General features: G+C 59.9%; 22 protein-coding genes. 13 read left to right on the top strand and 9 right to left on the bottom strand.

The window, feature by feature from the left end:
• Nucleotides 1-43: 43 nt before the first annotated feature.
• Nucleotides 44-805, bottom strand: coding sequence for a molybdopterin-dependent oxidoreductase (locus WA943_RS11545; RefSeq protein WP_424470028.1), 762 nt, complete (start codon nt 803-805; stop codon nt 44-46).
• Nucleotides 802-1,449 carry a cytochrome b/b6 domain-containing protein gene (locus WA943_RS11550; RefSeq protein WP_424470029.1) on the bottom strand — a complete coding sequence of 216 codons (648 nt, stop codon included), beginning with the start codon at nt 1,447-1,449 and terminating at the stop codon, nt 802-804. Before WA943_RS11550 ends, WA943_RS11545 begins: the two co-directional genes overlap by 4 nt.
• A 147-nt stretch (nt 1,450-1,596) precedes the next feature.
• Here WA943_RS11550 and aguB point away from each other — a divergent pair, with 147 nt between their 5' ends.
• The 4 genes from aguB (at nt 1,597) to WA943_RS11570 (ending at nt 7,054) form a co-directional block, all read left to right on the top strand.
• Nucleotides 1,597-2,481 carry an N-carbamoylputrescine amidase gene (aguB, locus tag WA943_RS11555; RefSeq protein WP_424470030.1) on the top strand — a complete coding sequence of 295 codons (885 nt, stop codon included), beginning with the start codon at nt 1,597-1,599 and terminating at the stop codon, nt 2,479-2,481.
• Nucleotides 2,482-2,549: 68 nt separating this feature from the next.
• Nucleotides 2,550-3,746: an acyl-CoA dehydrogenase family protein gene (locus tag WA943_RS11560; protein WP_424470031.1), complete on the top strand. Its 1,197-nt coding sequence runs from the start codon at nt 2,550-2,552 to the stop codon at nt 3,744-3,746.
• 236 nt (nt 3,747-3,982) lie between these two features.
• Entirely contained in the window at nt 3,983-6,274 is a 2,292-nt protein-coding gene (locus tag WA943_RS11565) for a DEAD/DEAH box helicase (RefSeq protein WP_424470032.1), read from the top strand.
• 21 nt (nt 6,275-6,295) lie between these two features.
• Nucleotides 6,296-7,054: an enoyl-CoA hydratase/isomerase family protein gene (locus tag WA943_RS11570; RefSeq protein ID WP_424470033.1), complete on the top strand. Its 759-nt coding sequence runs from the start codon at nt 6,296-6,298 to the stop codon at nt 7,052-7,054.
• A gap of 3 nt (nt 7,055-7,057) precedes the next feature.
• Here WA943_RS11570 and WA943_RS11575 read toward each other — a convergent pair whose 3' ends face one another.
• A complete protein-coding gene (locus tag WA943_RS11575) occupies nt 7,058-7,855 on the bottom strand; it encodes an alpha/beta fold hydrolase (RefSeq protein WP_424470034.1) in 798 nt (265 codons plus the stop codon).
• Between the two features lie 155 nt (nt 7,856-8,010).
• On the opposite strand from WA943_RS11575, the gene WA943_RS11580 reads away from it, so the two are divergent.
• On the top strand, nt 8,011-9,288 hold the full coding sequence (locus tag WA943_RS11580) for an acetyl-CoA C-acyltransferase (RefSeq protein WP_424470035.1): 1,278 nt from the start codon (nt 8,011-8,013) through the stop codon (nt 9,286-9,288).
• A 10-nt stretch (nt 9,289-9,298) separates the two neighbouring features.
• Here WA943_RS11580 and WA943_RS11585 read toward each other — a convergent pair whose 3' ends face one another.
• Complete coding sequence (locus WA943_RS11585) at nt 9,299-10,021, bottom strand: Crp/Fnr family transcriptional regulator (protein WP_424470036.1); 723 nt, start codon at nt 10,019-10,021, stop codon at nt 9,299-9,301.
• A gap of 374 nt (nt 10,022-10,395) precedes the next feature.
• On the opposite strand from WA943_RS11585, the gene WA943_RS11590 reads away from it, so the two are divergent.
• The 8 genes from WA943_RS11590 (at nt 10,396) to WA943_RS11625 (ending at nt 20,927) form a co-directional block, all read left to right on the top strand.
• Nucleotides 10,396-11,742 (top strand): protoglobin domain-containing protein, encoded by a 1,347-nt coding sequence (locus WA943_RS11590; protein ID WP_424470037.1) that lies wholly within the window; start codon nt 10,396-10,398, stop codon nt 11,740-11,742.
• A gap of 23 nt (nt 11,743-11,765) precedes the next feature.
• Nucleotides 11,766-14,549 carry a PAS domain S-box protein gene (locus tag WA943_RS11595; protein WP_424470038.1) on the top strand — a complete coding sequence of 928 codons (2,784 nt, stop codon included), beginning with the start codon at nt 11,766-11,768 and terminating at the stop codon, nt 14,547-14,549.
• A 155-nt stretch (nt 14,550-14,704) separates the two neighbouring features.
• On the top strand, nt 14,705-17,635 hold the full coding sequence (locus tag WA943_RS11600) for a chemotaxis protein CheW (protein ID WP_424470039.1): 2,931 nt from the start codon (nt 14,705-14,707) through the stop codon (nt 17,633-17,635).
• A complete protein-coding gene (locus WA943_RS11605) occupies nt 17,632-18,102 on the top strand; it encodes a chemotaxis protein CheW (protein ID WP_424470040.1) in 471 nt (156 codons plus the stop codon). The genes WA943_RS11600 and WA943_RS11605 overlap by 4 nt, the downstream gene beginning before the upstream one ends.
• A gap of 37 nt (nt 18,103-18,139) precedes the next feature.
• Nucleotides 18,140-18,526, top strand: a complete 387-nt coding sequence (locus WA943_RS11610; protein ID WP_424470041.1) for a response regulator — start codon at nt 18,140-18,142, stop codon at nt 18,524-18,526.
• A 44-nt stretch (nt 18,527-18,570) separates the two neighbouring features.
• Nucleotides 18,571-18,966 (top strand): hypothetical protein, encoded by a 396-nt coding sequence (locus WA943_RS11615; protein WP_424470042.1) that lies wholly within the window; start codon nt 18,571-18,573, stop codon nt 18,964-18,966.
• Nucleotides 18,967-18,993: 27 nt separating this feature from the next.
• Nucleotides 18,994-20,112, top strand: coding sequence for a protein-glutamate methylesterase/protein-glutamine glutaminase (locus tag WA943_RS11620; RefSeq protein ID WP_424470043.1), 1,119 nt, complete (start codon nt 18,994-18,996; stop codon nt 20,110-20,112).
• On the top strand, nt 20,109-20,927 hold the full coding sequence (locus WA943_RS11625; protein ID WP_424470044.1) for a CheR family methyltransferase: 819 nt from the start codon (nt 20,109-20,111) through the stop codon (nt 20,925-20,927). Before WA943_RS11620 ends, WA943_RS11625 begins: the two co-directional genes overlap by 4 nt.
• Before the next feature lie 54 nt (nt 20,928-20,981).
• Here the strand turns inward: WA943_RS11625 and ccoS are convergent, their stop codons facing one another.
• The 5 genes from ccoS to ccoP all read right to left on the bottom strand — a co-directional run.
• Nucleotides 20,982-21,146, bottom strand: a complete 165-nt coding sequence (gene ccoS, locus WA943_RS11630; protein ID WP_424470045.1) for a cbb3-type cytochrome oxidase assembly protein CcoS — start codon at nt 21,144-21,146, stop codon at nt 20,982-20,984.
• Nucleotides 21,143-23,440, bottom strand: a complete 2,298-nt coding sequence (locus tag WA943_RS11635) for a cation-translocating P-type ATPase (RefSeq protein WP_424470046.1) — start codon at nt 23,438-23,440, stop codon at nt 21,143-21,145. The genes ccoS and WA943_RS11635 overlap by 4 nt, the downstream gene beginning before the upstream one ends.
• A 7-nt stretch (nt 23,441-23,447) precedes the next feature.
• On the bottom strand, nt 23,448-24,230 hold the full coding sequence (locus WA943_RS11640; protein ID WP_424470047.1) for a DUF2189 domain-containing protein: 783 nt from the start codon (nt 24,228-24,230) through the stop codon (nt 23,448-23,450).
• Between the two features lie 31 nt (nt 24,231-24,261).
• Complete coding sequence (locus tag WA943_RS11645) at nt 24,262-24,456, bottom strand: hypothetical protein (RefSeq protein WP_424470048.1); 195 nt, start codon at nt 24,454-24,456, stop codon at nt 24,262-24,264.
• Between the two features lie 25 nt (nt 24,457-24,481).
• Nucleotides 24,482-25,207: cytochrome-c oxidase, cbb3-type subunit III (ccoP, locus tag WA943_RS11650; RefSeq protein WP_424470049.1), on the bottom strand; the 726-nt coding region annotated here is incomplete at its 5' end.

The following is a 25,207-nucleotide window of genomic DNA, read 5'->3' on the forward strand; positions in this document are numbered from 1 at the left end:
AGCGAAGGCGGTTTCACGTCGCGCCGGGCGCAATGGCTCGCGATCAGGAGCCGCTGAACCAGTTGTAGCCTTGATCCTCCCAATACCCGCCGGGATAGTCATTGGTGACGAAGATTTCGGCTATGTGTTTGGGGTTCTTGAAACCGAGCTTCGTTGGCACGCGGAGTTTCATGGGATAGCCATATTTGGCCGGGAGCGCCGCATCGCCATAATCGAGCGCGAGCAGGGTTTGCGGATGCAAAGCTGTCGGCATGTCGATGCTTGAATAATATTTGTCGGCGCATTTGAAGCCGACATATTTCGCCGTGGTGTCGGCGCCCACGCGTTCCAGAAATGTGCGGAACGGAACGCCGCCCCATTTCCCGATTGCGCTCCATCCCTCGACGCAGATGTGGCGCGTCACTTGCGTTGCCTGCGGAAGAGCGCGGAGTTGCTCGATCGTCCAGGGCCGCTTGTCAGAAATCAGGCCGGAAAGTTGCAAGCGAAAGCTTGCGCCATCAACGATGGGCGCTTCTGCTTCCGAGTAAAACGCGTTGAACGGGAAGGGCTTCGTGATTTCGCTTTCGGAATAAGTCGGCGCGAGGCGGTTGGGGCTGAAGATCGCAGCCTGAATCTTGTCGTTCCATTTCGACATGGCGAGGAGAACGCGGTCGACGGCATCGCCATCCGCGAGATTGCAGCCGGTGAGCATGGTAAGCGCGCCGAGCGAAAGGCCCTGGCGCAAGAACATCCTGCGCTCTATGCGTTTGATCTCCGGCGCAATGTCGCTGAGGCTGATGCGTTTGGGGCCTGTGTCTTGCGTCATTTGGGAACCTCCCCGCCGTGACCGCCGCGCGGCGCACGGCCGGTGATCATGGGCGGAAGCGTCGAGGGCACCAGCGCAACAAGCGTCAGATGCACGATCACGAACAAGACGATCCCCGTCATCGCGAGGAAATGCACGATGCGCGCGAAGTCATAGCCGCCGAGCAGAGAGGTGAGCGCCAGAAACTGTATCGGCTTCCAGATGGCGAGCCCGCTTGCGACCGCCAGAACGCCGAGGAGAACGACAGCGATATAGAGGAGCTTCTGCACGGCATTATAGGTGCCGGGCGTATGCTCGAGACGAAATGCCAGCGCCGCTTGCGCGTCCCGCCACACGGCGCGCGGAGAAAGCGGAAGAAAGCTCTTTTGCAAATGCCCCGAGATGAGCCCGTAGGCGAGATAGGCAAGTCCGTTCAGCACCAGCAACCACATGGCGGCGAAGTGCCAGGCAAGTGCGCCGGCAAGCCAGCCGCCAAGCGTCATCCAGTCGGGAAACATGAAGTTGAAAATCGGCGAGGCATTGTAAATCCGCCAGCCGCTGAGGATCATGCAGATCATGGCGAAGGCGTTGATCCAGTGAGTGATGCGCACAATGAGTGGATGGATTGAGCGCTTCGCCCCGTATGCAATGCCGGATTGCGTCATGTGTCTGGCCCTTGTTCAATATCGCTACTCTAGCCCCGACGATTCAGCGGCGCAGGGCTATTTCGTGGAAACACGAAGATGTGAATCGCGCTCGATTTCAATGTTACGGTAAATGAATATGTTTGGCCTCTTTCACGGATATGCCCAATGACCGAGTTGATCGTCGCCGCGACCCAAATGGCCTGTAGCGCCGACCGCGACGAAAATATCGCCAAGGCCGAGCATCTGGTGACAAGGGCGGCCGAGCAGGGCGCGCGTTTCATTCTCCTTCAGGAGCTTTTTGAAACGCCCTATTTCTGCAAGGACACAGCGCCCGATCTGCTGCATCTCGCAATGCCCATCACCGAAAATCCCGCCGTGCGGCGGATGCGCGATCTGGCCCGTCGTTTTGGCGTTGTTCTGCCGGTATCGGTTTATGAGCGAGCGAACAACGCGCTTTTCAACACGCTGGTGATGATCGACGCCGATGGCGAAGTGCTTGGGCTTTACCGCAAGTCGCATATTCCCGATGGTCCCGGCTATAGCGAAAAATATTACTTCTCGCCCGGCGACACGGGTTTTCAGGTCTGGAACACCAAGGCTGGCCGCATTGGCGCCGCCATTTGCTGGGACCAGTGGTTTCCTGAGGCCGCGCGCGTTCTGGCGCTCAAGGGTGCGGATATTATCTGCTATCCGACAGCTATCGGCTCCGAGCCGCATGACGCCACGATCCATTCTCGCGATCACTGGCAGCGCACGATGCAGGGCCACGCGGCCGCCAACATGGTTCCCGTCATTGCCTCGAACCGCATCGGCCGCGAAGTCGGGCGCAGCAGCGAGATTACTTTCTACGGCTCATCCTTCATCGCCGACAACACCGGCGCCAAGGTCGCCGAAGCCGGTGAAAGCGAAGAGGCTGTGCTGACCGCGCGTTTCGATCTGGAGCGTAATCGCCGGATGCGCATCGAATGGGGCGTCTTCCGCGACCGGCGTCCCGACCTCTATGGCGGGTTGCTGACGCTGGATGGCGAGAGGCAACGCCCCGGCAATTAGTGCGCCTTTCAGGGCGTCTGCTATAAGCAGGGCAATGTGAAATTCTGAAAAAGACGGCAGGGGTGGGTATGGATTTTTCATTCACGCGCGAGGACGAAGAGTTTCGGATGCATGTCCGGCACTTCTTCGAAACGGAATATCCCCAGGACATCATCGAGAAGATTGCGCGCGGGCATTCGCCGTCGAAGGACGATTATCAGCGTTCGGAACGGGCGCTGAATGCACGGGGCTGGGTCGCCGTGAACTGGCCGAAAGAGGCTGGCGGCACAGGCTGGACCTCGAACCAGAAATATATTTTCGATGAGGAGCTGGAGCGTGCAGGGGCGCTCAACGTCGTTCCCATGGGCCTGCTTTATGTCGGGCCGGTGATCTACACTTTCGGCACCGACGCGCAGAAGGCGCAATGGCTGCCGGGCATTCTGAACAGCACGACATTCTGGGCGCAGGGCTATTCCGAGCCTGAAGCAGGCTCCGACCTTGCCTCGCTTCAGTCGCGCGCCGAAATCTCGGGCGATGACTATATCGTCAACGGCACGAAAATCTGGACGAGCCTTGCCCAGCATGCCGACTGGATTTTCTGCCTCCTGCGCACCGACAGTTCAGGCAAGAAGCAGGAAGGCATCACCTTCCTTTGCATCGACATGAAGACGCCAGGCATCACGGTGCGCCCGATCATCACCATCGACGGCAAGCATTCGCTGAACGCAGTCGACATTGTCGACGTCCGCGTGCCCCAATCGAACCGCATCGGCGAAGAGGGCAAGGGCTGGACCTATGCAAACTATCTGCTCGGCCATGAGCGCACGTCCTATGCGCACGTGGCGGGCAAACGGAAGCAGCTTCGCAACATCCGCATGGCGGCGGCCAAAACCATGACGGACGGCGGGAGCCTTCTTCAGCAGCCGGTATTTGCCGGAAAACTCGCCGGCCTCGAATCGCGCCTCGATGCGCTTGAACTGACCGTGTTGCGGGTTCTGGCATCGGTCGCCGATGGTGGCGCGCCGGGGGAGGAATCTTCGATCCTCAAGGTCATCGCCACGGAGCTGGCCCAGGACATTACCGAACTGGGTGTTGAGACTTTCGGCCCCTATGCCCAACCGGCTTTCCCCGATTCCGTGGTGCCCGAAGGGTCCGACAATTTTGCGATCCCCGCTGCCGCCGCACCCAGCGTCGCCCAGTATCTTGGCACCCGGGCGCAGTCGATTTACGGCGGCTCCAACGAGATCCAGAAGAACATCATCGCCAAACGGATTCTGGCCTTGTGAGTGCGCAGGCGTGAATCGGGTTCCGTGCGCTTAAACGTCGCGGCATTGCCTGAGCTGGCGAATTTAGCGCCGAAATGCGCCCTAAACGCATCGATTGGCGACCAAATCGTGTTTTATGCGAAGATCGTGCGTGACTAGTCGCGTGGGGCGGGCTATTGCCCGGTCTCCCGACAGGAGCGCGCACGTTCAGCCCCCTGGCAGCGGGCACCCATATTGCACAAGGCTTGGCTTTACACGTGGCATTTCCCCCGACGGCTCTTCCGCTCGCCCGCGCGCTCATAGAGCGCGAGTATAACGACCCGACTCCGGTCCAGACTGCGGTCATGGAGCCGGAAGCGGACGGGCGCGATCTGCTCGTCTCGGCGCAGACGGGGTCCGGAAAGACCGTCGCCTATGGCATCGCCATTGGCAACACGCTGCTTGGCGAAGCCGAGTTCATGGGGCAGGCGGGCGATCCCGTCGCGCTCGTCGTTGCCCCGACGCGCGAGCTTGCGCTTCAGGTGCATCGCGAGCTGACCTGGCTCTATCAATATACGCAGGCGCGCGTCGTCTCCTGCGTCGGCGGCATGGACCCCAAAAGCGAAGCGCGCAAGCTGAACGAAGGCACGCACATCGTCGTCGGCACGCCGGGCCGTCTGCGTGATCATCTGGAACGTGGCCGCCTGAAGATCGGTCAACTCAAGGCCGTCATCCTCGACGAAGCCGATGAGATGCTCGACCTCGGCTTCCGCGAGGATCTGGAATTCATTCTCGAGGCTACGCCTGCCGATCGCCGGACGCTCCTTTTTTCGGCGACCTTGCCGAAGGAAATCGTCAGCCTCGCCAAAAAATATCAGCGCGACGCTTGGCGTATTCAGGCGGGCAGCGGCGAACGCGGCCATGCCGATATCGAATATCGCGCCATCGCCATCGCCCCGCGCGAAATCGAACATGCTGTCGTCAACGTTCTTCGCTTTGTCGAAGCGCCGAGCGCCATCGTGTTCTGCAATACGCGCGAATCCGTTCGCCATCTGCAGTCGACCCTGTCCGAGCGCGGCTTCTCCGCTGTCTCGCTTTCCGGCGAGTTGAGCCAGAGCGAGCGAAACCACGCGCTGCAAGCCCTGCGTGACGGGCGCGCCCGCGTCTGCGTCGCAACCGACGTTGCCGCGCGCGGCATCGACCTGCCCAATCTCGGCCTTGTCATCCATGCCGACCTCCCGCACGACCCCGAAGTTCTGCAGCACCGCAGTGGCCGCACGGGCAGAGCAGGGCGCAAAGGCGTCAGCGTCCTTCTCGTGCCGCAATCGCGTCGTCGTCGCGCCGAGCAGCTTTTGAACAATGCGCGCGTGAAGCCCAGTTGGGGCCCCGCGCCGACGGCGGAAGAAATCCGCAAGCTCGATCAGGAACGCCTGCTGCAAAGCCCGCTTCTGAACGAGGAAAAGAGCGAAGACGATCTGGCGATGGCGCAAGCGCTGCTCGCCGAACGTTCGGCCGAAGATATCGCGGCGGCATTGGTGCGCATGTACAGCGCGCAACTGCCCGCGCCGGAAGAAATTCTCGATCCCGGTCCCTATTCGGCGCGCGATACGCGTGACGCGCGTGAACCGCGTGGGCGCCGCGAGCGCGAACCGCGCGAGGCTCCCGCGTCGCGGCGCAAGAGCAGCGGCCCGGAACTCGCGGGCGGCAGCGTCTTGTTCCGTTTGAACGTGGGACGCGAGAAGAACGCCGATCCGCGCTGGCTCCTGCCGATGATCTGCCGTCAGGGCGGCATCACCAAACGCGAAATCGGCGCGATCAAGATTGCCGATAACGAAACCACCGTCGAAATCGCGGCAGATGTGGCCGAACGCTTTCTCGCTTCCGTGCGCGAAGTGCCGAAGGGCGAAGTGCGCATTGAGCCGATGAAGGGCGGTGGCGAGCATAGCGACCGCGCGCCCGGCCGCCCGGCGCAGGATCGTCCCGCCCGAAGCGAAGAGCCGAGAGCGCCGCGTCCGCACAAGGAAAAGCACGAGAGCAAGCCCCGCTGGGACCCGCGCCCGAATCCGGGCGTCATGCTTGAACCGGACTTCCATCCCGGCGAGGACAGCAAGCCGTCGCACGAGGACAAGCCGAAGCACGAAAGCAAGCCCCGCTATGAGGGCAAGCCGAAATACGAAGGCAAGCCGAAGTTCGAGGGTAAGCCGAAATACGAGGGCAAGCCCAAGTTCGAGGGTAAGCCGAAATACGAAGGCAAGCCCAAGTTCGAGGGTAAGCCGAAGTTCGAGGACAAACCGAAATTCGAGGGTAAGCCGAAGTTCGAGGGTAAGCCGAAATATGACGGCAAGCCCAAGCGCGACGACAAGTCCAAGCCGGATGGCGACCGTCCGATTGCGCGGCCCGACCGCGGCGACGCGCGCAACCCCGGCGAACGCCTGAGCTTTTCCGATCGTCCGAAGACGTCAGAAAAGCCTGGATTCAAAGGCAAACCCAAAGCCAAATACACGGCCAAGCCGGGCGGAAAACCGAGTTTCGCCGGCAAGCCGAAAGGCAAGAAACCGCCGCGCGGATAAAAGACATCTGGGAGGATGAACATGACCAGTCTGGTGACACGCGAAGATCGGGACGGGTTGGCGACGTTGACGCTCAACCGGCCTGAAAAGCTCAATTCGCTCAATGTCGAAATGTTCATCGAACTGGACAGGCATATAGCGTCGATCGAGAAGGATCTCGACGGCGTGGGCCTCGTCATTCTGCGTGGTGCGGGCAAATGCTTTTCCGCCGGCCACGATCTTGGCGACATTGCCGAAGGCGAACGCCCGCCGCGCCCGAATTTTCAGGCGACGACCATTGAGCGCCTGGCGACGCTACCGCAGCCGGTCATCTCCGCCGTGCATGGTCATTGCTATACCGGCGCGCTTGAGCTCGCGCTGGCGGGCGACCTGCTCGTTGCAGCCCAGTCCGCCAAATTCGCCGACACGCATGCAAAATGGTCGCTGACGCCGGTCTGGGGCATGAGCCAGCGCCTGCCGCGACGTGTGGGCGTGCCCAAGGCGCGCGAAATGATGTTCACCTGCCGCACCTACACAGGCGCTGAGGCGCTCGCCATGGGCCTTGCCAATATCTGCGTCGCGGATGAAGAGTTCGATGCGACGCTTGCCGCGCTCGCGGCCAGCATTCTCGCCAATTCCTGGTTCAGCAATCGCGCGAACAAGAAGCTTCTCGCCGATACGGACGGATTGCCGCTTGGCGCTGGCCTCGCGCATGAAATCTACTGCAGCGAAGGCGTCGGCCCGGACATGCAGGCACGGATTGCCGCTTTCACAAACAAGACGGCCAAGAAGCAGGCCTGAGGCCTATTGCTCGAAGCCCTCGATGAAATCGACCACGCGGTCGAGCATCGCCGAGTCCTGCGCGATGAGGCGATGACCAAGCTCGTCGGTCAGCGCGAGCTTGGCTCCCGGCCATATGCGTTTCAGCGCTTGTGAGTTGGAGGCTGGGCAATCCTCGTCATCCAGCGAATGCACAAAGAGCGCCTTCGCCGTCATATTGGCCGCGGCTTCTTCCATGTCATAAGCGGGCGGCTGGCCCGATTGGCGTTCCGCAAAAATCGCGATGGCGCGTTCGATGACTTCAGGCGACACGCCCCGGCGTTCCGCCCGCGCCCAACGCTGCGACATCTTCGGAATGGGTGTGGCGATCAGCGCGACGCGTTTGATCGAAAGCCCATCGGTCATGGCCTGCATGCTCACCGGACACCCATAGGAATGGGCGACGATCGTATCGATCGGCCCGCAAGCTTCGGCGACCGCGCGAACCGCCGCCGAAGCAGCGGCCGGAGAAGCGTCCTCGGCAGGCGAAAATCCGTGTCCGGGCAAATCGAAGGCCACCACCGCGCGGCCTACTTGCGCAAATTTGTCGGCCAGTGCGCCCCACAGGCAATTATCGTCTTCCCAACCATGGACGAGCAGCGTCGCCAGACCCTTGCCGAGCCGCCATGTCATCACCGGGCCAAAGGGCGTCTCAACCTGACGGTCTTCAGCATCGCGGAACGCTTCTGCGATCCGTGGGCGGACACGGCGCTTTGGCCGCATCATCGCGTCGATCAATGCTTCCGCTTCAGCCTCGATATTGCTTGGATTGCCGCTATCCATGTCATTCTCCCCGGTTCCTGTTGTGACAAGAACTAACATCCTCTCGCCCCTGAGTGAAATACGCGGCCTTGTTCCGCCTCGCGATGCGGGATTACTCTGGAATATCTGTTCGGCCCAGCCTGCACAGTCGCAAGGAGAACGAGATGGCGGAATTCATGTCCCCTCGATCGGAAATCTGGCTTGCCTCAGGACTTCGAACGCCCTTTGCCAAAGTCGATGGCGGGCTCTCCAAGCCGGATATTTTCGGACTTTCCGTTCCCGTGGTGCAGGCGATGCTTGCGCAACTCGGCGGCCAGAAGCCTGACTTCGTTACATGGGGTGCCGTTGCGCCTGACCTTGGCTGGAGCAATCTCGCCCGCGAAATCTGCGTTGAGGCGGGCATCGATCAGACCATTCCGTCTTTCACCACCATTCTCGCCTGTGCAACCAGCATGGTCAGCGTCTTTGCCGCCGCTGGCATGCTTGACGGCAGGGGACGCGATCTCGCGCTTATCGGCGGCGGAGAAAGCATGAGCCATGTGCAGGTCGGCCTTGGTCATCGCCTGTCGAACTGGTTGCGCCACATGATGCAGGCGCGCTCGCTCGGTCAGCGTGTCAGGATGCTCGGCGATCTGAAGTGGAAGGACATCCGCCTCGATGTGCCCACCGTCGCCAATCGCGCAACGGGCAAGAGTATGGGCGAGCACACCGAAGAAATGGCAAAGTCCTGGAACATTCAGCGTAAAGACCAGGATGAAATTGCACTCGCCAGCCATCAGAAGACTGTAGACGGGTGGAACAGGGGATTTTTCGACAGCCTCGTTATCCCCGTCGCGGGCGTCGCTCGCGACCTCATACCTCGCACCGACACCACGCTTGAAAAGCTCGGTCATCTGCAGCCGTCCTTCGACCGAACAAGCGGCAAGGGGACGCTGACGGCTGGCAATTCAAGTCCGCTGACCGATGGAGCTGCCGCGATCTGGGTCGCGACCGCCAAGGGCCTCGACCGCTTGCCATCATCGCTCCCGCGCGTGCGTCTGGTGGATTGGGAACTCGGGGCAGTCGACATTTGGCATGAGGGCCTGCTGATGTGGCCTGCCTATGGCATTCCGCGCCTGCTGGCGCGCCACAATCTGACGCTCACCGACATTCAGCTATGGGAAATTCACGAGGCCTTTGCCGCGCAGGTGCTGTGCCACATCACCGCGCTCGAAAGCCCCACTTTCCTGCGCAACAAGGCAGGCGTCGACCGCGACCTTGGCCGTTTTCCCCGCGAACGAATGAACCCGAATGGCGGCAGCGTTGCCATCGGCCATCCTTTCGGCGCAACGGGCGCGCGCATTCTGAGCCAGGCGGTAAAGGAACTCGCCGCAATGCCGCGCGGCAGCCGCGCCATTGTCAGCATCTGTACCGATGGCGGCGAGGGAACGGTGGCTCTGCTCGAGGCGGCCTGATAAATCGCCGTTACACGTCGCTGAGCAACAAGCCCATATCGAGAATGGTGAGCTTTCCCCCGGTCAATCTTATGGCGCCGCGTTTGCGCAATGCGGTGATTATCCGGCTTACATGAACCTGCGTAAGTCCAAGCGCATCGGCGATGATATGCTGACGAAGCGGAAACGGAATGGTCGCGCCGTCGGCAAGCCCGCGCTTTGTAAGCCGTTCGAAGACTTCAAGAATAAAACTCACAATACGTTGCGCCGCGTTTCGACGGCCGAGATCGACGAGCCGTGACTCGCTCGCCTCGCGGCTTGTCGAGCAAAGCCCGACAAGCGCCCAGACAAATTTGGGCTCGTGCTTTGAGGATGCCATGAGTTCGTCGATGTCGAACGCGCAATATTTGATAGGCGTCAGCGCCTGGACATGGGTGCGCGCTTCACTGCGCATGACAAGTTCGCCGCCGACAGTGTCGCCGGGAAGCAATATGGAGAGAACCTGGCGCTTTCCATCTGGCGTGAAGGCGGATTTTGCGGCCCATCCTTCTCGTAGAACCATGATTCTGCCGGGGGCCTCGCCGGCCCGATAGACATGCTGTCGAGCGCGAAATGCCCCGTCGATCTTCCGGCAATGATTTGTGCCCGGATTTATGCCGATGACAACAGCACAGAGCCCGCTGTTGCGGAACGAGCAGGAGCTACATCCGTCGGACGAAGCGATGCGCTTTTGCGTCTCGTTGTCGCCGTCCATAACTCTTTGGGCGGATATTTTACTGTTACTCACGCGATACCTTCCGCTTGAAGACGGTCGCCGCCGTGCTGGCGCTCGGGGTCGGCGTTATCTTGCTTAGCGATGGTTATCGCTTTCAAACTGTTTTTTCCACATCAAACGAAGCGGCAAATTTTCATAACTTATATTATAAACAGAGTATATAAACGTATATCATAATATAGATCATAGTTAATACTGTTATGTTAACCATTTATTTCAAATAACTACCTAAGCTCAACATTATTCGCTCCGGTTCGCTGCGCAAAATGCCGCAGCGGGAATGGTTGTGGGGACCTGTCGGCGCGGAAAAGGGTTTCAGGCCGGCTTTGCTGGCGTATTTGGGTGGGAAAACAATGTCCAAGGATCAAGTGGCGGCGGTGGATCGCGAAGGCCGCATGCGTTTTATGGAGGTTTCGGAAGCAACCGGCGAAGCGCTGCGAGATTTCTGGAAGGTAATCGAGCCGCAGTTGCCGCAAATCATCGAAGCTTTCTATGCGCATATTGGAGCGGTGCCGGAGCTTGCAAAACTGCTTGGCTCCCAGACGGTTCGCCTCAAGCAGGCCCAGGGCACGCATTGGGGGCGCCTGTTCACGGGTCGTTTCGATGACACCTATATGCACAGTGTCCATATTATCGGCCTCACGCATAACCGCATCGGCCTCGAGCCCCGCTGGTACATTGGTGGCTATAAGTTCGTGATGAACCGGCTGGTGGATATTGCGGTGCGCAAGTATCGCTGGAAGCCCGCCCGCCTTGCCGAAATACTCGGCGCGCTCAACACCGCCGTTCTTCTCGACATGGACCTTGCCATTTCCGCTTATCAGGATGCGATGGTGGAAGAACGCGCCGGTCGCCAGCGCACGCTCGAGACGGCAATTGCTGATTTCGATGTCGTCGTGAACGAGATCATCAAATCCGTCGCCTCGGCCTCGACCGAGCTTCAGGCATCGGCGCAGGCGATGAGCGCGACGGCCGAACAGACAAGCGCGAAGACGACGACTGTGGCGGCGGCCTCCGAGGAGGCATCCACAAATGTGCAGACGGTTGCTTCCGCCAGCGAGCAGCTATCCAGTTCCATCGCGGAGATCGGACGACAAGCGTCGATGTCGACGAAAATCGCAGGCCAGGCCGTCGATGAGGCTCATCGCACCGACGGCAAGGTGCAGGGCCTGGCGGCGGCGGCGCAGAAGATCGGCGACGTTGTGACGCTCATCAACGACATCGCGGCGCAAACCAATCTGCTGGCGCTGAACGCGACCATCGAGGCCGCGCGTGCTGGCGAAGCGGGGAAGGGGTTTGCCGTCGTCGCCTCCGAAGTGAAGAGCCTCGCCAATCAGACGGCAAAGGCGACAGAGGAAATTGCCGAGCAGATCAAGGCGATGCAGGGCGCGACACAGGAATCCGTTGACGCAATCAAGTCGATCGAGAAGACCATCACCGAGATGAACCAGATCGCCACGTCGATTGCTGCGGCGGTTGACGAGCAGGACGCGGCTACAAACGAGATTGCCCGCAACGTGCAGGAGGCTGCACGCGGCACGCAGGATGTCTCGTCGAATATCGTGCTGGTTGCCGAGGCGGCGGCCGAAACGGGCTCGGCAGCCGCGCAGATTTCCGGCTCCTCCGACATTCTGGCGCAACAGGCAGAAACGCTTCGCGAACAGGTCGACATGTTTCTGGCAAGGGCAAGGGCGGCCTGACCCGCAGCACGGCGAGGTTGATCATGACACATCGCAGCCTTGTTCTCGCAAACTCACCGGCAGTGCTGGTTTTCGATCCGGCCACAGGTCGGCTCGCCTCGCAAAACGCGGCAGCCAGCGAGCTTCTGGCGACGCTCCACTGCGCGGCGGGAGAGTGCCCGACGCTCTCAACTATCGAGCGGTTGATTACGGCGGGTGGCAGAACCGTGGCATTGCCGAATGTCGCAAGCGCAAGCGGCGACATGAACTACGAACTCCGTCGGCGTTGCCGGCGGCCGGATGGCAGCGAACTCGCCCTGACGCGCATCTGGGCGCCGGGTGCCAACACCATCCTGATCGTCGCTGACATAACGAAATCGGTACAAGGCGAACGCCAGCTTCGTTTCGCTCAGGCGGTCATCGACCGTTTGATGAAGTCGGAAACGGTTGGCCAGGCGCTTGATACATTGCTGCACATGATCTCCCGCTATGCTGGTTGGTCATATGCAGAAGCCTGGCTGCTCTCGAGCGGACGCCTCACTCAAAAGAAAACGCATCATCGCTCGGGAGAGTTCTCGTCGGCGCTTGCCTGGACGGTTACGGAACTGCCGTCGCTCACTTTCGAAGGGAGCAAGGGTGGCATTGTCGGCGAGGCATGGCGTTCGGGAGAAATTCGCTACCTCGCAAATATCGCCGATGTGGAGACGATGACCCGTTCCGCACGGATCGGTGCCGCGGATGCCGGGATTGGTGGCTTCGTCGCCGTGCCGCTCAAGGCGAATGACGAAGTCATTGCTGTGCTGATGTTCGGTTTTGAACGTGCGAGAGCTCGTGATCGGCTATCGCTCGAAATATTGGAAGGCGCGTCCGACCGTCTCGGCATGGCGCTGCAATGCCGGATCAATGCCGAGGAGGCGACAAGCGCGAGGCGGCAAGTTGACGAGCTATTGGCGACGGCGGGCGATGCCATTGTGGCAACGGACAGTTCTCACAAGATCAGGATTTTCAACAAACGAGCCGAACATATATTCGGCTATTCGCCTGAAGAAGTGATCGGCCAGAACCTTGATATGCTGCTGCCCGCAAGCGCCCATGTCCGCCATCGAGCGCATCTGGCGCGATTTGGCAAAGGCGAGGAAACGACAAAGCTCATGGGCCGCCGACCGGAGGTCCGGGGGCGCCGCAAGGACGGCAGCGAATTTCCGGCCGAAGCATCCGTTTCACGAACGATCATCGACAATAAGATGATCTACACAGCCGTGGTGCGCGACCTCACCGTGTTGCGTCAGGCCGAGGAAGCGCTGCATGCGCGCGAACGCCAGATGCGCATGATCGTTGAGGCCATGCCATTCGGATTGGCAATCACGCGCCGCATCGATGGCGAGATTCTTTTTGCCAATGGCGCTTTCTCCGCGCTGCTACAGATGAATACGCCTGACCTGTCAGGCAGGCGGATCGGCGATTTTCTCGACATGGATCTTGCCGATCAATTGTCCGGCGGCCCAAGTGCGGATGGCAAGGTCGAGGGCATTGAGGCGCTGGTCAGGACCGACGCGGGGTCCTCGATATGGTGCACGCTATCGGCCGTTGCGATGAGCATGGCGGGCGAAAGTGTGACGCTCATCGGCTGTTACGATATTACGGATCGCCGCCGCGCCATCGACGCACTGCGCGAAAGCGCCCATAGCCTCGCGGAAGCCGAACGCATTGCCCATCTGGGCCATTGGAGGCTCGACATAGCGTCCGGCGCGATCAACGGCTCCGACGAGGCTTGGCGCATTTTTGGCGTGGAGCCAAATAGCGCAAATGTGAGCATGTCTGTATGCACAAGGCGCATTCATCCGGCAGATCGCATGAAGTTCAGAAGCGCCGTCGCCGACGCCATTCGTGGCGGAGCCGCATCGCGCCTCGAACACCGTATCATTTTGCCAGGCGGCGACATCCGCTTCATCCTGACAGAAGCGGAAGCGGAGTATGGCTCGGACGATCAAGTGGTCGGGCTGATCGGTACGATCCTCGATGTGACCGATATGCAGCGAGCAGCCGAAGAATTGCGCAACGCACGCACGCGCGCGGAACTCGCCAACAGGTCGAAATCCCAATTCCTGGCGAATATGAGCCACGAACTCAGGACGCCGCTCAACGCCATCATCGGTTTTTCCGAGCTCATGGCGAGCGATATATTAGGGCCGATGGAAGTGTCGAGATATCGCGCCTATGCAAAAGATATCAACGACAGCGGCAACCATCTTCTCGCAATTGTGAACGATATTCTGGACCTGAGCCGGATAGAGGTCGGCGCGACTGAACTCGACGAAACGCTCATTGATATTTGCGATCTTGCACATGCGTGCATGCGCATAGTGGAAGGCCGGGCGGTACAAACGAAATTGACGTTGCGGCACGAAGTTCCATCAGGTCTGCCAAGGCTGCTTGCCGATGCGCGACTGGTGAAGCAGATCCTGCTCAACCTCTTGTCGAACGCGATCAAGTTCACGCCGCCGGGCGGAACTATCAAATTGATCGCGCGCGAGAAACCGGAAGGCGGCATAGCCATTCAGGTGGAAGACAGCGGAATCGGCATAGCGCAAGACGACATAGAGCGCGTAATGGAACCTTTTGTGCAGGTGGAAGGAGACTTGTCGAGGCGCTTTGACGGTGTCGGCCTTGGCCTCGCACTCGTCAAGCAATTCGCGCAGCAGCATGGTGCCGCTTTGGGTATCAGCAGCGAGCTGGGGCAGGGCACGCGCGTCCATGTTCATTTTCCGCCGACACGTACGCGTATTGTGATCGCGCCTCACATTGCGCGTCGGGCTGCAAACGGCTAATCGCAGATTTTCGGCAGGTTTTGTGATGCAGATTATATAATCTGTATACAGATTATATAAGATACAGACAAGTTTCTGAAACCATAACAACAATATTCTGTCTCTTTATACCTCCTTAAATTGCGCTTCCTACCATCGATCAAATGAGATGGGGAATGGAGCAAGTCGACATGGACGATCTACTTAAAGAGTTTCTTGCCGAGACCTGCGAGGCTCTTGATATTCTGGATAACGAACTTGTCGAGCTCGAACAGCGGCCCGAAGATCCCGCTCTTCTCGGCAACATTTTCCGCATCATGCATACGATCAAGGGCACATGCGGTTTTCTTGGTCTGCCTCGCCTTGAAACGGTCGCTCATGCTGCGGAAGATGTGCTGGGCCGGGTGCGCGACAAGAAGCTCAATATTTCGCAGGACGTCGTCTCTCTGGTGCTAGCCGCGCTTGATCGCATCAAGGAACTCGTCGCCGCACTCAGCGCGAGTGGTAGTGAACCGATCGGCAGCGATGAAGAGCTGATCGGCGCGCTGCGTGGATTGGCCAGCGGCGTCGCTCCCATAGTCGCGGCAATCCCTGAGAAAGCCGGAACGCTCTTCGACCGCCTTGGCGGCACGTCCGGCATCGACGCGGCTTGCGAGATGGCATGCGCTGCATTTCTCGCAAAATCCGCGGAGCGCGAAAGTCTTGCGTCAGATATGTTGCACCTGCAATTCGCGATCATGGGTGGATTGACCGCAACGCTTCAGAAAACGCCGGGCGCAGACATTGCGGATGTCCTGGCTTGTCTGATGGATAGCGGCTGGAGCGAAGCCGATCTCTCCGCCCTGTGTCGTGAAATCGGAACCGCGTTTACGTCGCTGGAGGTAGCAGCGGATGATGTCGCGGTGCTGCTCAGCCATATGACGAGCCCCGAACCGGTGCAGGCCGCCGCTCCCCAGGAAGTGGCTCCCGCGAAAACTGTGCGCACAGCGGAACCCTCAATGGACCGGGCGGATGCCGCAGCATCCGCGACCCAATCCCAAACCCTGCGCGTCAATCTCTCGGTGCTTGAGGATTTGATGACGATGGTCAGCGAGCTGGTGCTGACGCGAAACCAGCTTCTGCAGATCTTGCGCGGCAGCGGCGACAGTCCATTTGCGGCGCCGTTGCAAAGGCTCAATCAGGTCACGACCGAGCTGCAGGAAAGCGTGATGATGACGCGCATGCAGCCGATCGGAAACGCGTGGGGCAAGCTGCCGCGTCTCGTGCGCGACTTGACGCAGGAACTCGACAAGAAGATCGAACTGGTGATGACCGGCGCCGATACGGAGCTTGATCGCCAGATACTGGAATCGATTCGCGACCCGCTGACCCATATGGTGCGCAATTCCGCCGATCATGGGATCGAAACGGTCGGCGAGCGCATCGCGGCGGGAAAGCCGGAATGCGGCACGGTCGAGCTGACCGCACGTCATGAAGGCGGGCATATTCTTGTGCAGGTCTCCGATGACGGGCGCGGCCTGCCGACGGCGCGGATACGTGAAAAGGTGCTGGCAAACAATCTCGCCAGTGAGGCGCAGCTCGATGCCATGACCGAGCAGCAGATTCAGCAATTCATCTTCCGCCCCGGCTTTTCGACGGCTGCCGCTGTCACCAGCGTCTCAGGTCGCGGGGTCGGCATGGATGTGGTTCGCAACAATATCGAGAAGATCGGCGGCATCATCGAGTTTCAATCGACGGAAGGCGTCGGCTCACGCTTCGTCATAAAAATTCCGCTCACACTCGCGATCGTCTCGGCGCTCATCGTTGAATGCGCGGGCGAGCGCTTCGCCATGCCGCAAAACAGCGTCATCGAACTTGTGCGCATCAGCCGGACTTCTGCAAAGGGTCTGGAAGAAATCAACGGACGACCGGTCTACCGTTTGCGCGACCGCTTGCTGCCGCTGGTGTCCCTCGCAGAAATTCTGGACCTGCCGCGCTATGAGCGCGAGCCGGACGAGGCGAATGGCGGCGGCGAAAGCACCTATGTCGTCGTTTCACGCGTTGGCACTTTCGTTTTCGGTATCATCGTCGACAAGGTTTTCGACACCGAGGAAATTGTCGTGAAGCCCGTGTCGCGCATGATCCGGCACATTCCGTCATTCTCCGGCACGACGATCCTGGGCGACGGCCGTGTCATCATGATCCTCGATCCAAACGGGATCGCCTCGGCTGTTTCCGCGTCTTCGCATGTCGAGGCAGCGGCGCGCACCGCCGCGGGTGAGCATGTGGCGCGCAGCCGCGACGCCGTTTCCATGCTCGTTTTTCAGGCGAACGATGGCGGGCCGAACGCTGTTCCCCTGTCGCTCATCACACGTCTTGAAGAGGCAGACCTCTCGACGGCAGAGCAGGCGGGCGCGCGGACTGTCTTGCAATATCGCGGCGGGTTGATGCCGCTGATCGGGCTTGATGGTCAGCCCGCCCGCCGCGTCGGCAAGCATCCAATACTGGTCTTTGTCGATGGTTCGCGCATGCTCGGCCTCGTCGTTGACCGTGTAATCGACATCATTGAGGCACCGCTTGACCTGCAACTTGCCGGCGGCAGCCGGCCGGGCATTCTCGGCAGCGCCATCATCGCCGGTGCCGCAACCGATGTGATCGACACGGTTCACTATCTGCGGCAGAGCGATGCCGATTGGTTCAGCCTCGAAACGGAAAAGCCGTTCGGAGTGGACGAAAACCACAATCTGCTTCTGGTCGAAGACAGTGCATTCTTCCGCAATCTGCTGATGCCCATGCTCACTTTGGCCGGTTACCACGTAACGGTCGCAGAACATGGCGAAGCTGCGCTCGAGATTTGCAAGAACGGCCGTGTCTTCGACATCATCGTTTCCGATATCGAAATGCCGGGTCTGTCGGGATTTGATCTCGCGCGTCAGTTGAAGGGCGACGCGCGTATGAGGGAGGTGCCGATTATCGCGCTTTCCTCTCACGCCAATCCGAAAGACATCGAACGCGGCATGAGCGCGGGCTTCACCGACTATGTGACCAAGGTCGATCCGAAATCATTGCTGGCGGCGCTTTCGCGGGTGCTTTCCTCGCAAGCGTCGAATGCGGAGATGGCAGCATGAGCAACGACATGTCCGAGGCCAATGCGGCCTTTGCAGCGGAAGACTATGTGACCATGCGCGTCGGTGGACAGGCCTTCGGCATACCGGTGCTCAGCGTGCGCGACGTGCTGGGGCCGCAATGCATCACGCGAGTGCCGCTTGCGCCCGATGAAGTGGCCGGATCGCTGAACCTGCGCGGGCGCATCGTCACTGCGATCAACATGAGAAAACGCCTCGGCCTGCCAAGCGACGGCTTTGCCGAACGCGCCATGGCTGTCGTCGTCGAACATGACGACGAGCCGTTCAGCCTTCTGGTGGATGAGGTGGGTGAGGTGCTGAGCCTGCCCGCGACACGGCGCGAAAAGGTGCCCGCAACGCTCGACGCGCGCTGGCGCGACATTGCGCAGGGCATCTATCGGCTTGATGACCGGTTTCTCATCGTGTTGAGCGTCACCGAGGTTCTTGGGTCCATCCGGGCTGACGCCTGATTTTGTTGCCGACATATTTCCAGGGGGAGTTCAAAAAATGGCAGTCGATATGAAAATGCCGATCCTGATCGTGGACGACTACCGCACCATGCTCAGGATCATACGCAACCTGCTCACCAAACTCGGCTTTTCCGACATAGACGAAGCAACCGACGGTACCGACGCGCTCACGAAATTGCGCTCGCGCTACTACGGGCTGATCATTTCAGATTGGAATATGCAGCCCATGACTGGCTACGAGCTGCTGAAGAATGTCCGCGAAGACGAGATGCTGAAGAAGACACCATTCGTCATGGTCACGGCGGAATCCAAAACGGAAAACGTGATCGCTGCGCGTCAGGCGGGCGTCAACAACTACATCATCAAGCCGTTCAGCGGCGAAGTGCTGAAGGCAAAACTCAAGACCGTTCTCGGTGATTTCTGATGGCTGAGCCAAAGAGGATCGATCGGCAAGTTCTCGAGCGGTTCATGTCGCCGGCATTCCATATCGCCGGTGTGAAACGCGCGCTTGATGAGCAAAATGCCGCCGTTCAGGAAATGGAGGCGGCAGTCAACAGCATCATGGATGCCGTGGAGCGCATGCTGTCACTCGACCTGAATGTCGAAGGCAGTGCATTAAAGGTTGTCGATTGTTGCAGCGAGATTATCGAAGTCTGTGCGTTTCAGGACATTACCGGTCAGCGCATCTCGCAAACGATCGAGACGCTTGGTGTTGTCGACCGGGCGCTTGATGCATTGGCTGGCTGTGTCGCCACAGCCGAAGTACCGGACGGCACGTCCCTTTTGAACGGCCCGGCGCTTCCAGGCCAAGGGCTGATGCAGGGCGCGGCGGATGATCTCTTCGCTTTCGGTCGCAAGGCCTAGGGCAATGATGGCATTCAGGGACATATGATGATCGATCAGAAAAAGAGTCCCCGGATTGCGGATGCCGTTTGCCGGGTAATGGTGGTGGACGATTCAGCGATTGCGCGGGGCATCGTCACGCGCACGCTGGAGGAAGATCGGGGCATCAAGGTCGTCGCCTCGGCGCCGAACGGTGTCATGGCGTTGAAGGCAATGCGGAGCCACGAGATTGATGTCGTGATCCTCGATATCGAAATGCCGGAACTCGACGGCATGGCGACTTTGCCCAGGCTGCTCGCTGCAAATCCCGATCTGAAGATCATCATGGCGTCGGCGGCAAGCCAGCATGATGCCGACGTCACCCTGAAGGCGATAAGCATGGGTGCCGTGGACTACATCCCGAAGCCGAGCACCGGCCTTGGCGGCGCGGCGAGCTTCCGGCAAGAACTCATCGACAAGGTGAAGATGCATGGGGCGCGTGATGCGGCGAGTGTGAAGGCTGTGCGACGCCCCGCGCCCAAGGCTGCACCGGCGGCAACGCCGACAATCACGCAACGCAGTATCGGCCGCAACCAGATTGAACGCCCGGATGTCATCGCCATTGGCTCATCGACCGGTGGGCCGCAGGCTCTTGCCGAAGTGCTGCGCGATCTGGACGCACATATATGGCAGCCCATTCTCATCACACAGCACATGCCCGCGACGTTCACGGCCATGCTTGCCGAACATATGACGCGATATTCCGGGCGCGTGGCTGCCGAGGCACGCGATGGTGAATTGCTATCGCCGGGGCGCATCTATGTTGCGCCGGGTGGCAAGCATCTTCTGGTCGAGACGCAGGCGGCGGGTGGCGTGCGCATTCGGCTTGACGACGGCCCACCAGAAAATTCCTGCAAGCCCGCCGTCGATCCGATGCTGCGAAGCCTGTCGCGTATTTTCAAGAACAAGCTTCTCGTCGTCATCCTGACAGGAATGGGATGCGACGGGCTGAAGGGCTGTGAAGAGGTCGTGAACGGTGGAGGGATCGTTCTCGCACAGGATCAGGAAACAAGTGTGGTCTGGGGAATGCCGGGCGCGGTCGTGCAGGCCGGGCTCTGCCGGGAAGTATTGCCGCTGTCCTTGATCGGACCGGCCATCGCCCAAATTTCGGGAGGAGAGGGGAAATGAACAGTCTGGAATTCGATTACCTGAAGCAGGCGCTTTATGACCGCTCAGGTCTCGTTGTGACGCCTGAGAAGAAATATCTCATCGAGAGTCGTCTTATGCCGATTGCGCGCCGACACGGCATGGACAATGTGGGCAAGCTCGTTGAACAAATTCGCAAGACGCGCGACGAGGCGGGGCTCGCGCAAATCGTCGAGGCGATGACGACGAACGAAACATTGTTCTTCCGGGACGGGTGGCCATTCGAGCGGCTGCGGACAAGTCTGTTGCCGGAAATCATGTCGATGGCGACAGCGTCGCGCCGCATAAGAATCTGGAGCGCGGCTTGTTCGAGCGGGCAGGAGCCTTACTCGCTTGCCATGACGATTGCGGAAATGGGGCCCCGGCTTGCAGGCTGGGAAGTCGAAATCGTGTCGACCGATATTTCCGATGCCATGCTCGCCCGCGCGCAAGCTGGTCGCTATTCGGTTTTCGAAGTGTCGCGCGGCCTGCCTGAGGCGATGCTGCAGAAATATTTCGTGCCGGAAAAAGACGGCTGGCGGGTGAAGGACAGCTTGCGGAAAATGGTCAGCTTCCGCTCGTATAACCTGCTCGAAGATCCGGTCAGCAGTGGCATGGGGCAGTTCGATATCGTCTTCTGCCGCAATGTACTCATCTATTTCGATGAAGCTACAAGGCGGCGCGTTTTCGCAAGTCTTGCGAAGACGATGCGCCCCTGGGGCTATCTTTGCCTCGGTGGAGCGGAAACGGTCGTCGGCATTTCCGATGCGTTCCGAGTTCTGGCGGGCGAGCGCGGCCTTTTCGGGCTTGCGCGGTGAAGTCCGACTTGCGGCAAGCGGGCCACACGATGAGGGCAGTTGATCGCATCGGCTTTAATGCGGGCCGTCCGCTTCGTTTTCGTCGTCGTCGAACAGGATGCGTTCCGCGGCGCCTTCCAGATCTTCGTACTGACCGTTTTTGAGCGACCAGAGAAAAGCTATGAGGCCAGCTACACCCATGCCCAGCGCGATCGGTATCAGGTAAAGGAAGCCGTTCATTCTGCCGGTTCCATTCCAAGGGGAGCTTGCTTGCCCATGTGGGTCTTGCCGGACGAAGTGGAATAACTCTGCTTGTGGCCTTTCAGGCGCAACGCATTCGCCACGACGATGATTGATGAGCCGGACATGGCAAGTGCTGCCACAAGCGGCGTCACATAGCCAAGAACGGCGATCGGCAGCGCGATGGCGTTGTAGGCGACCGCCAGAGCAAAGTTTTGCCGGATCAGGCGTCCTGCCGCATGCGATATAGCGAGAGCCTGCGGGACAGCGCTCAGGCTTTCATGCAGGAATACGAAATCGGCAGCATTGCGTCCCACATCGGCAGCGGTTGCTGGCGCCATTGAGACATGAGCGGCGGCCAGCGCAGGCGTGTCGTTGATGCCGTCACCGACCATCATGACCTTGTGGCCGGAAGCGGAAAGCGCAGATATCCGCGCGACCTTTTCACCGGGCAAGGCGCTTGCCTTGAAATCGCGAACATCGAGCAGCGACGCGACTTGTCGGACGGACCGCATATTGTCGCCTGACACAATCTCGACGGCGAGGCTGCGTTCCTTCAGAGCGGCAATTGCCTCACGCGCGCCGGGTCGAACAAAATCTTCGAAGTGAAAAACGTCAAGAAATACTCCGTCTTTCGACAAGACTGTTTCCGTCTCTGTCGATGAAGCGAGCGCGTCTGTAGGCTTCTCGAGTGCCCAATCGCTCCGGCCAAGGCGGAACACATTTGCACCCTGCGTTGCTTCCAGCCCAAACCCCGGACGCTCCGATACGCTATCGAAGACAACAGGCTGCGCACCGCCTTGAACGGCTGCGGCGTAAAGGGCGAGCGACCGAGGGTGGCGCGAATGGGCGGCCATGGCGGCCGCAAGCGCGAAAATTTCCGCCTTCATGGCGGGTTGGTCGCGAAGGTTCAGTCTGCCGAGCGTCAGAGTGCCGGTCTTGTCGAAGACGACGGTGTCGATCTCATTCAGCCGCTCCAATGCAGAGCCATCCTTGACCATGATGCCGTTCTCGAACAAACGGCGAGCGGCGACCACCTGAACCATCGGCACAGCAAGGCCGAGCGCGCAGGGGCAGGTGATGATCAGAACCGCCACCGCAATCGTGATCGCGCGATGAAAGTCGCCGGTTGCCAGCAGCCAGCCGAAAAAGCTGAGCAAGGCCGCGAGATGAACGACAGGCGCGTAGAGCCGGGAGGCGCGATCAGCGAGGCGCCGATAGCCGCTTCGGCCCGCCTCGGCGGCTTCCATGAGGCGCAACATTTCGGCGAGGAAGGAATCTCTGGCGGCGGCGGTCGCCACAATGGTGAGCGGCCCCGTGAGGTTCAGCGTGCCTGCCTGGAGCATCGATCCGCGCGCAACGGCGACCGGCATGCTTTCACCGGAGACCAGCGCATTGTCGAGATCGGAGGATCCATCTTCCACACGGGCGTCGACCGGCACACGCTCGCCAGCTGCGAGCAAAATTCTCATCCCCGGTTCGATCTTGTCGATCGGCAGATAGTCGCGAGAACCATCGGCTTGCACGATCATCGCGCCGCGAGAGGTGAAGGCGGCCAGCCCTTTCACCGCCGTGCGCGCTTTTTCGCGCATCAGATGATCGAGCGTGCGACCGATCAGTAGAAAGAACAGAAGCGAGATCGAAGCGTCGAAATAGGCATTCTCTCCATGATGGATGGTGTCATAGAGGCTCATGCCGAAAGCCATCAACACGCCGATCGAAATGGGCACATCCATATTTGCTTCGCCGCGCCGCAAGCTCTTCCAGGCGGAGCGGAAGAAAATCCGGCCGGAATAGGCAAGCGCAGGAAGGGCGATGAAAGCGGAAATCCAGTGGAAAAGATCACGCGTCGCCGGTTCGGCGCCGGACCAGATCGAAACGGAGAGCAGCATGATATTGCTCGCCGCGAAACCGGCCACGGCGAGGGCGCGAACAAGCTCGGAAAAGGCGGGGTCTTTATCGTCGGCGCTCATATCCTGAAGATGTGCCTCATAGCCCAGCGCCTTCAATGTCGCGAGGAGAGGAGGCGGCGTATCGTTCGCCTTCCAGCGGACCGACACGCGCTTTGTCGACAGGTTTACCCGCGCATGCTCCACACCGGTCAGCGCAGCGAGCGCCTTTTCAATTCTCTGGATGCAGCCGCCGCAATGGATTCCGGGTACAGACAGATAGGTTTGACGCAACCTGTCTCCGACGGGCCTGCTTGCCAGCAGAATTTCAGCATCCAGGGCTGATGCGTCGCGCGCCTCGCTTGGCTGCGCCGACGTGGCAAACTGGGTGCCGGAAATTCCCATTGATTTGCTATCTCACCGCCTTGTAGGCGTGCCAGCTCGCATGGCCCAGCACGGGAAAAATAACGATCAGACCGAGAAGGCCCGTCGCGAGGCAAACAAGAAAGAGGCCGGCAATCACCAGGCCCCAGCACACCATCACCGGCATGTTGTTCCAGACGAGCGCCATGCTTGTCCCCATCGCTGTCAGGGCGTCCGCACGCTCATCGAGCAGCATTGGAATTGCAAACACGCTGATTGCGAACGAGAAGGCGGCGAACAGGGCTCCGACCAGAGTGCCGACGACGAGCATGGACCAGCCGATCGGCGTGATCAGAAGCATCGCAGCGATGTGGTCGAGGCCGGGAAAGGGCCTTATGCCGAAGAACAGGGCATAGATGATGACCGCGGCGCGCATCCATAACAGCATCAGCAGGCAAAGCAGCGCACCGGCAAACAGGATTTGTCCGCGGGATTCCGCTCTGACCAGGATCATGCCCGCCAGCGTGACCTTTTCATGCCGCGCAATGCGGCGGCTCTTTTCATATAGCCCCACGGCGAGGATCGGCCCCACGACCAGAAATCCCGCAAGCGCCGGAAAGAGCACCTGATCCCATCCGAGCGCGAACATGCTGCCGATCACGCAGAGGGATGCCAGTAGCACGACAAAGCCATAGGCGAGGCTTGAGGCCGGCTGCGTCATGAAATCTCGCCAGCCCGCGCGTAGCCAGTCGAACGCCATTCCCACGGGCAAATCGCGGCCGTAGCTTTTCTCCGGCGCGAGCGGCGGAACGATGGGAGGAAGTGTGGTCATTGCCGTCTCCACAATTCAAAATCTTTTCAGGTCAACACGCAGATTTCGCGGCGCTGAAGGAACCCCGCGCGGCTGGAGCCTCGCTGGGTTTGATATGCACGACGCAGTCAGGCTCGGACGTCACAGCCACATAGACGAGATGTGCGTTGGCCAGCAGAACCGTCAATACGCCGACAATGACGGCGGCTGTGGCGACAAGCATTGGCTTCGTGAAATGCAGTTTCATGTGCCGTTGCCTTGCTCCATCCCATTCACGGTGCTTTCGAACCAAGATCAAGAATGTAGAGCGTCAGTATCTTCCGATCCATGTCCGTCAGCCTTTGGTCCCAGCGGGGCATATGCCCCTGCCTGCCGCCATAGATTGTCGTGTAGATCGATTGCCTGTCGCCGCCATAGAGCCAGAACTTATCCGTCAGGTTCGGCGCGCCGATATCCGTGTTTCCCTTGCCGTCTTCGCCATGGCAGGAGGCGCAATTCTTGGCGAATATTTCTTTGCCCGTCGCAACGGCGGCTGCCTGGGGTCTTGTTGCGAGAGCCGGGTCGGAAAGCGACTGCACATATGCCGTGACATTCAGGATTGCCGCGCGGTCGAGCATTCCGTCACGACCGAAGGCCAGCATCTGGCTGGTTCTCGTTTCGTCATGCGAGGAATTGATGCCGACGCGCAGCGTTTCGGATATCGCTTCCGCGTCTCCACCCCACAACCAGGCGCTATCGGTCAGGTTCGGGAAGCCTTTTCCGCCTTGTGCATTGATGCCGTGACATGCTGCGCAATTGTCCCCGAACAGCGGACGGCCCGTCTCGCGGACAATATGCATCAGCGAGGCATCCGCCTGTATATCGGCGATTTTCATCGTCTCGAGCTTTTGCGTCCACACAGATTTATCGACGGCCGCCTGCTTGAGTTTCGCATCGACAGTCGAATGCTGGGTGATCCCCAGAAGCCCCTTGGTATAGGTGACGCCAAGCGGCCAGGC

This window comes from Parvibaculum sp. (genome assembly GCF_049651025.1).
Lineage (GTDB): Bacteria > Pseudomonadota > Alphaproteobacteria > Parvibaculales > Parvibaculaceae > Parvibaculum.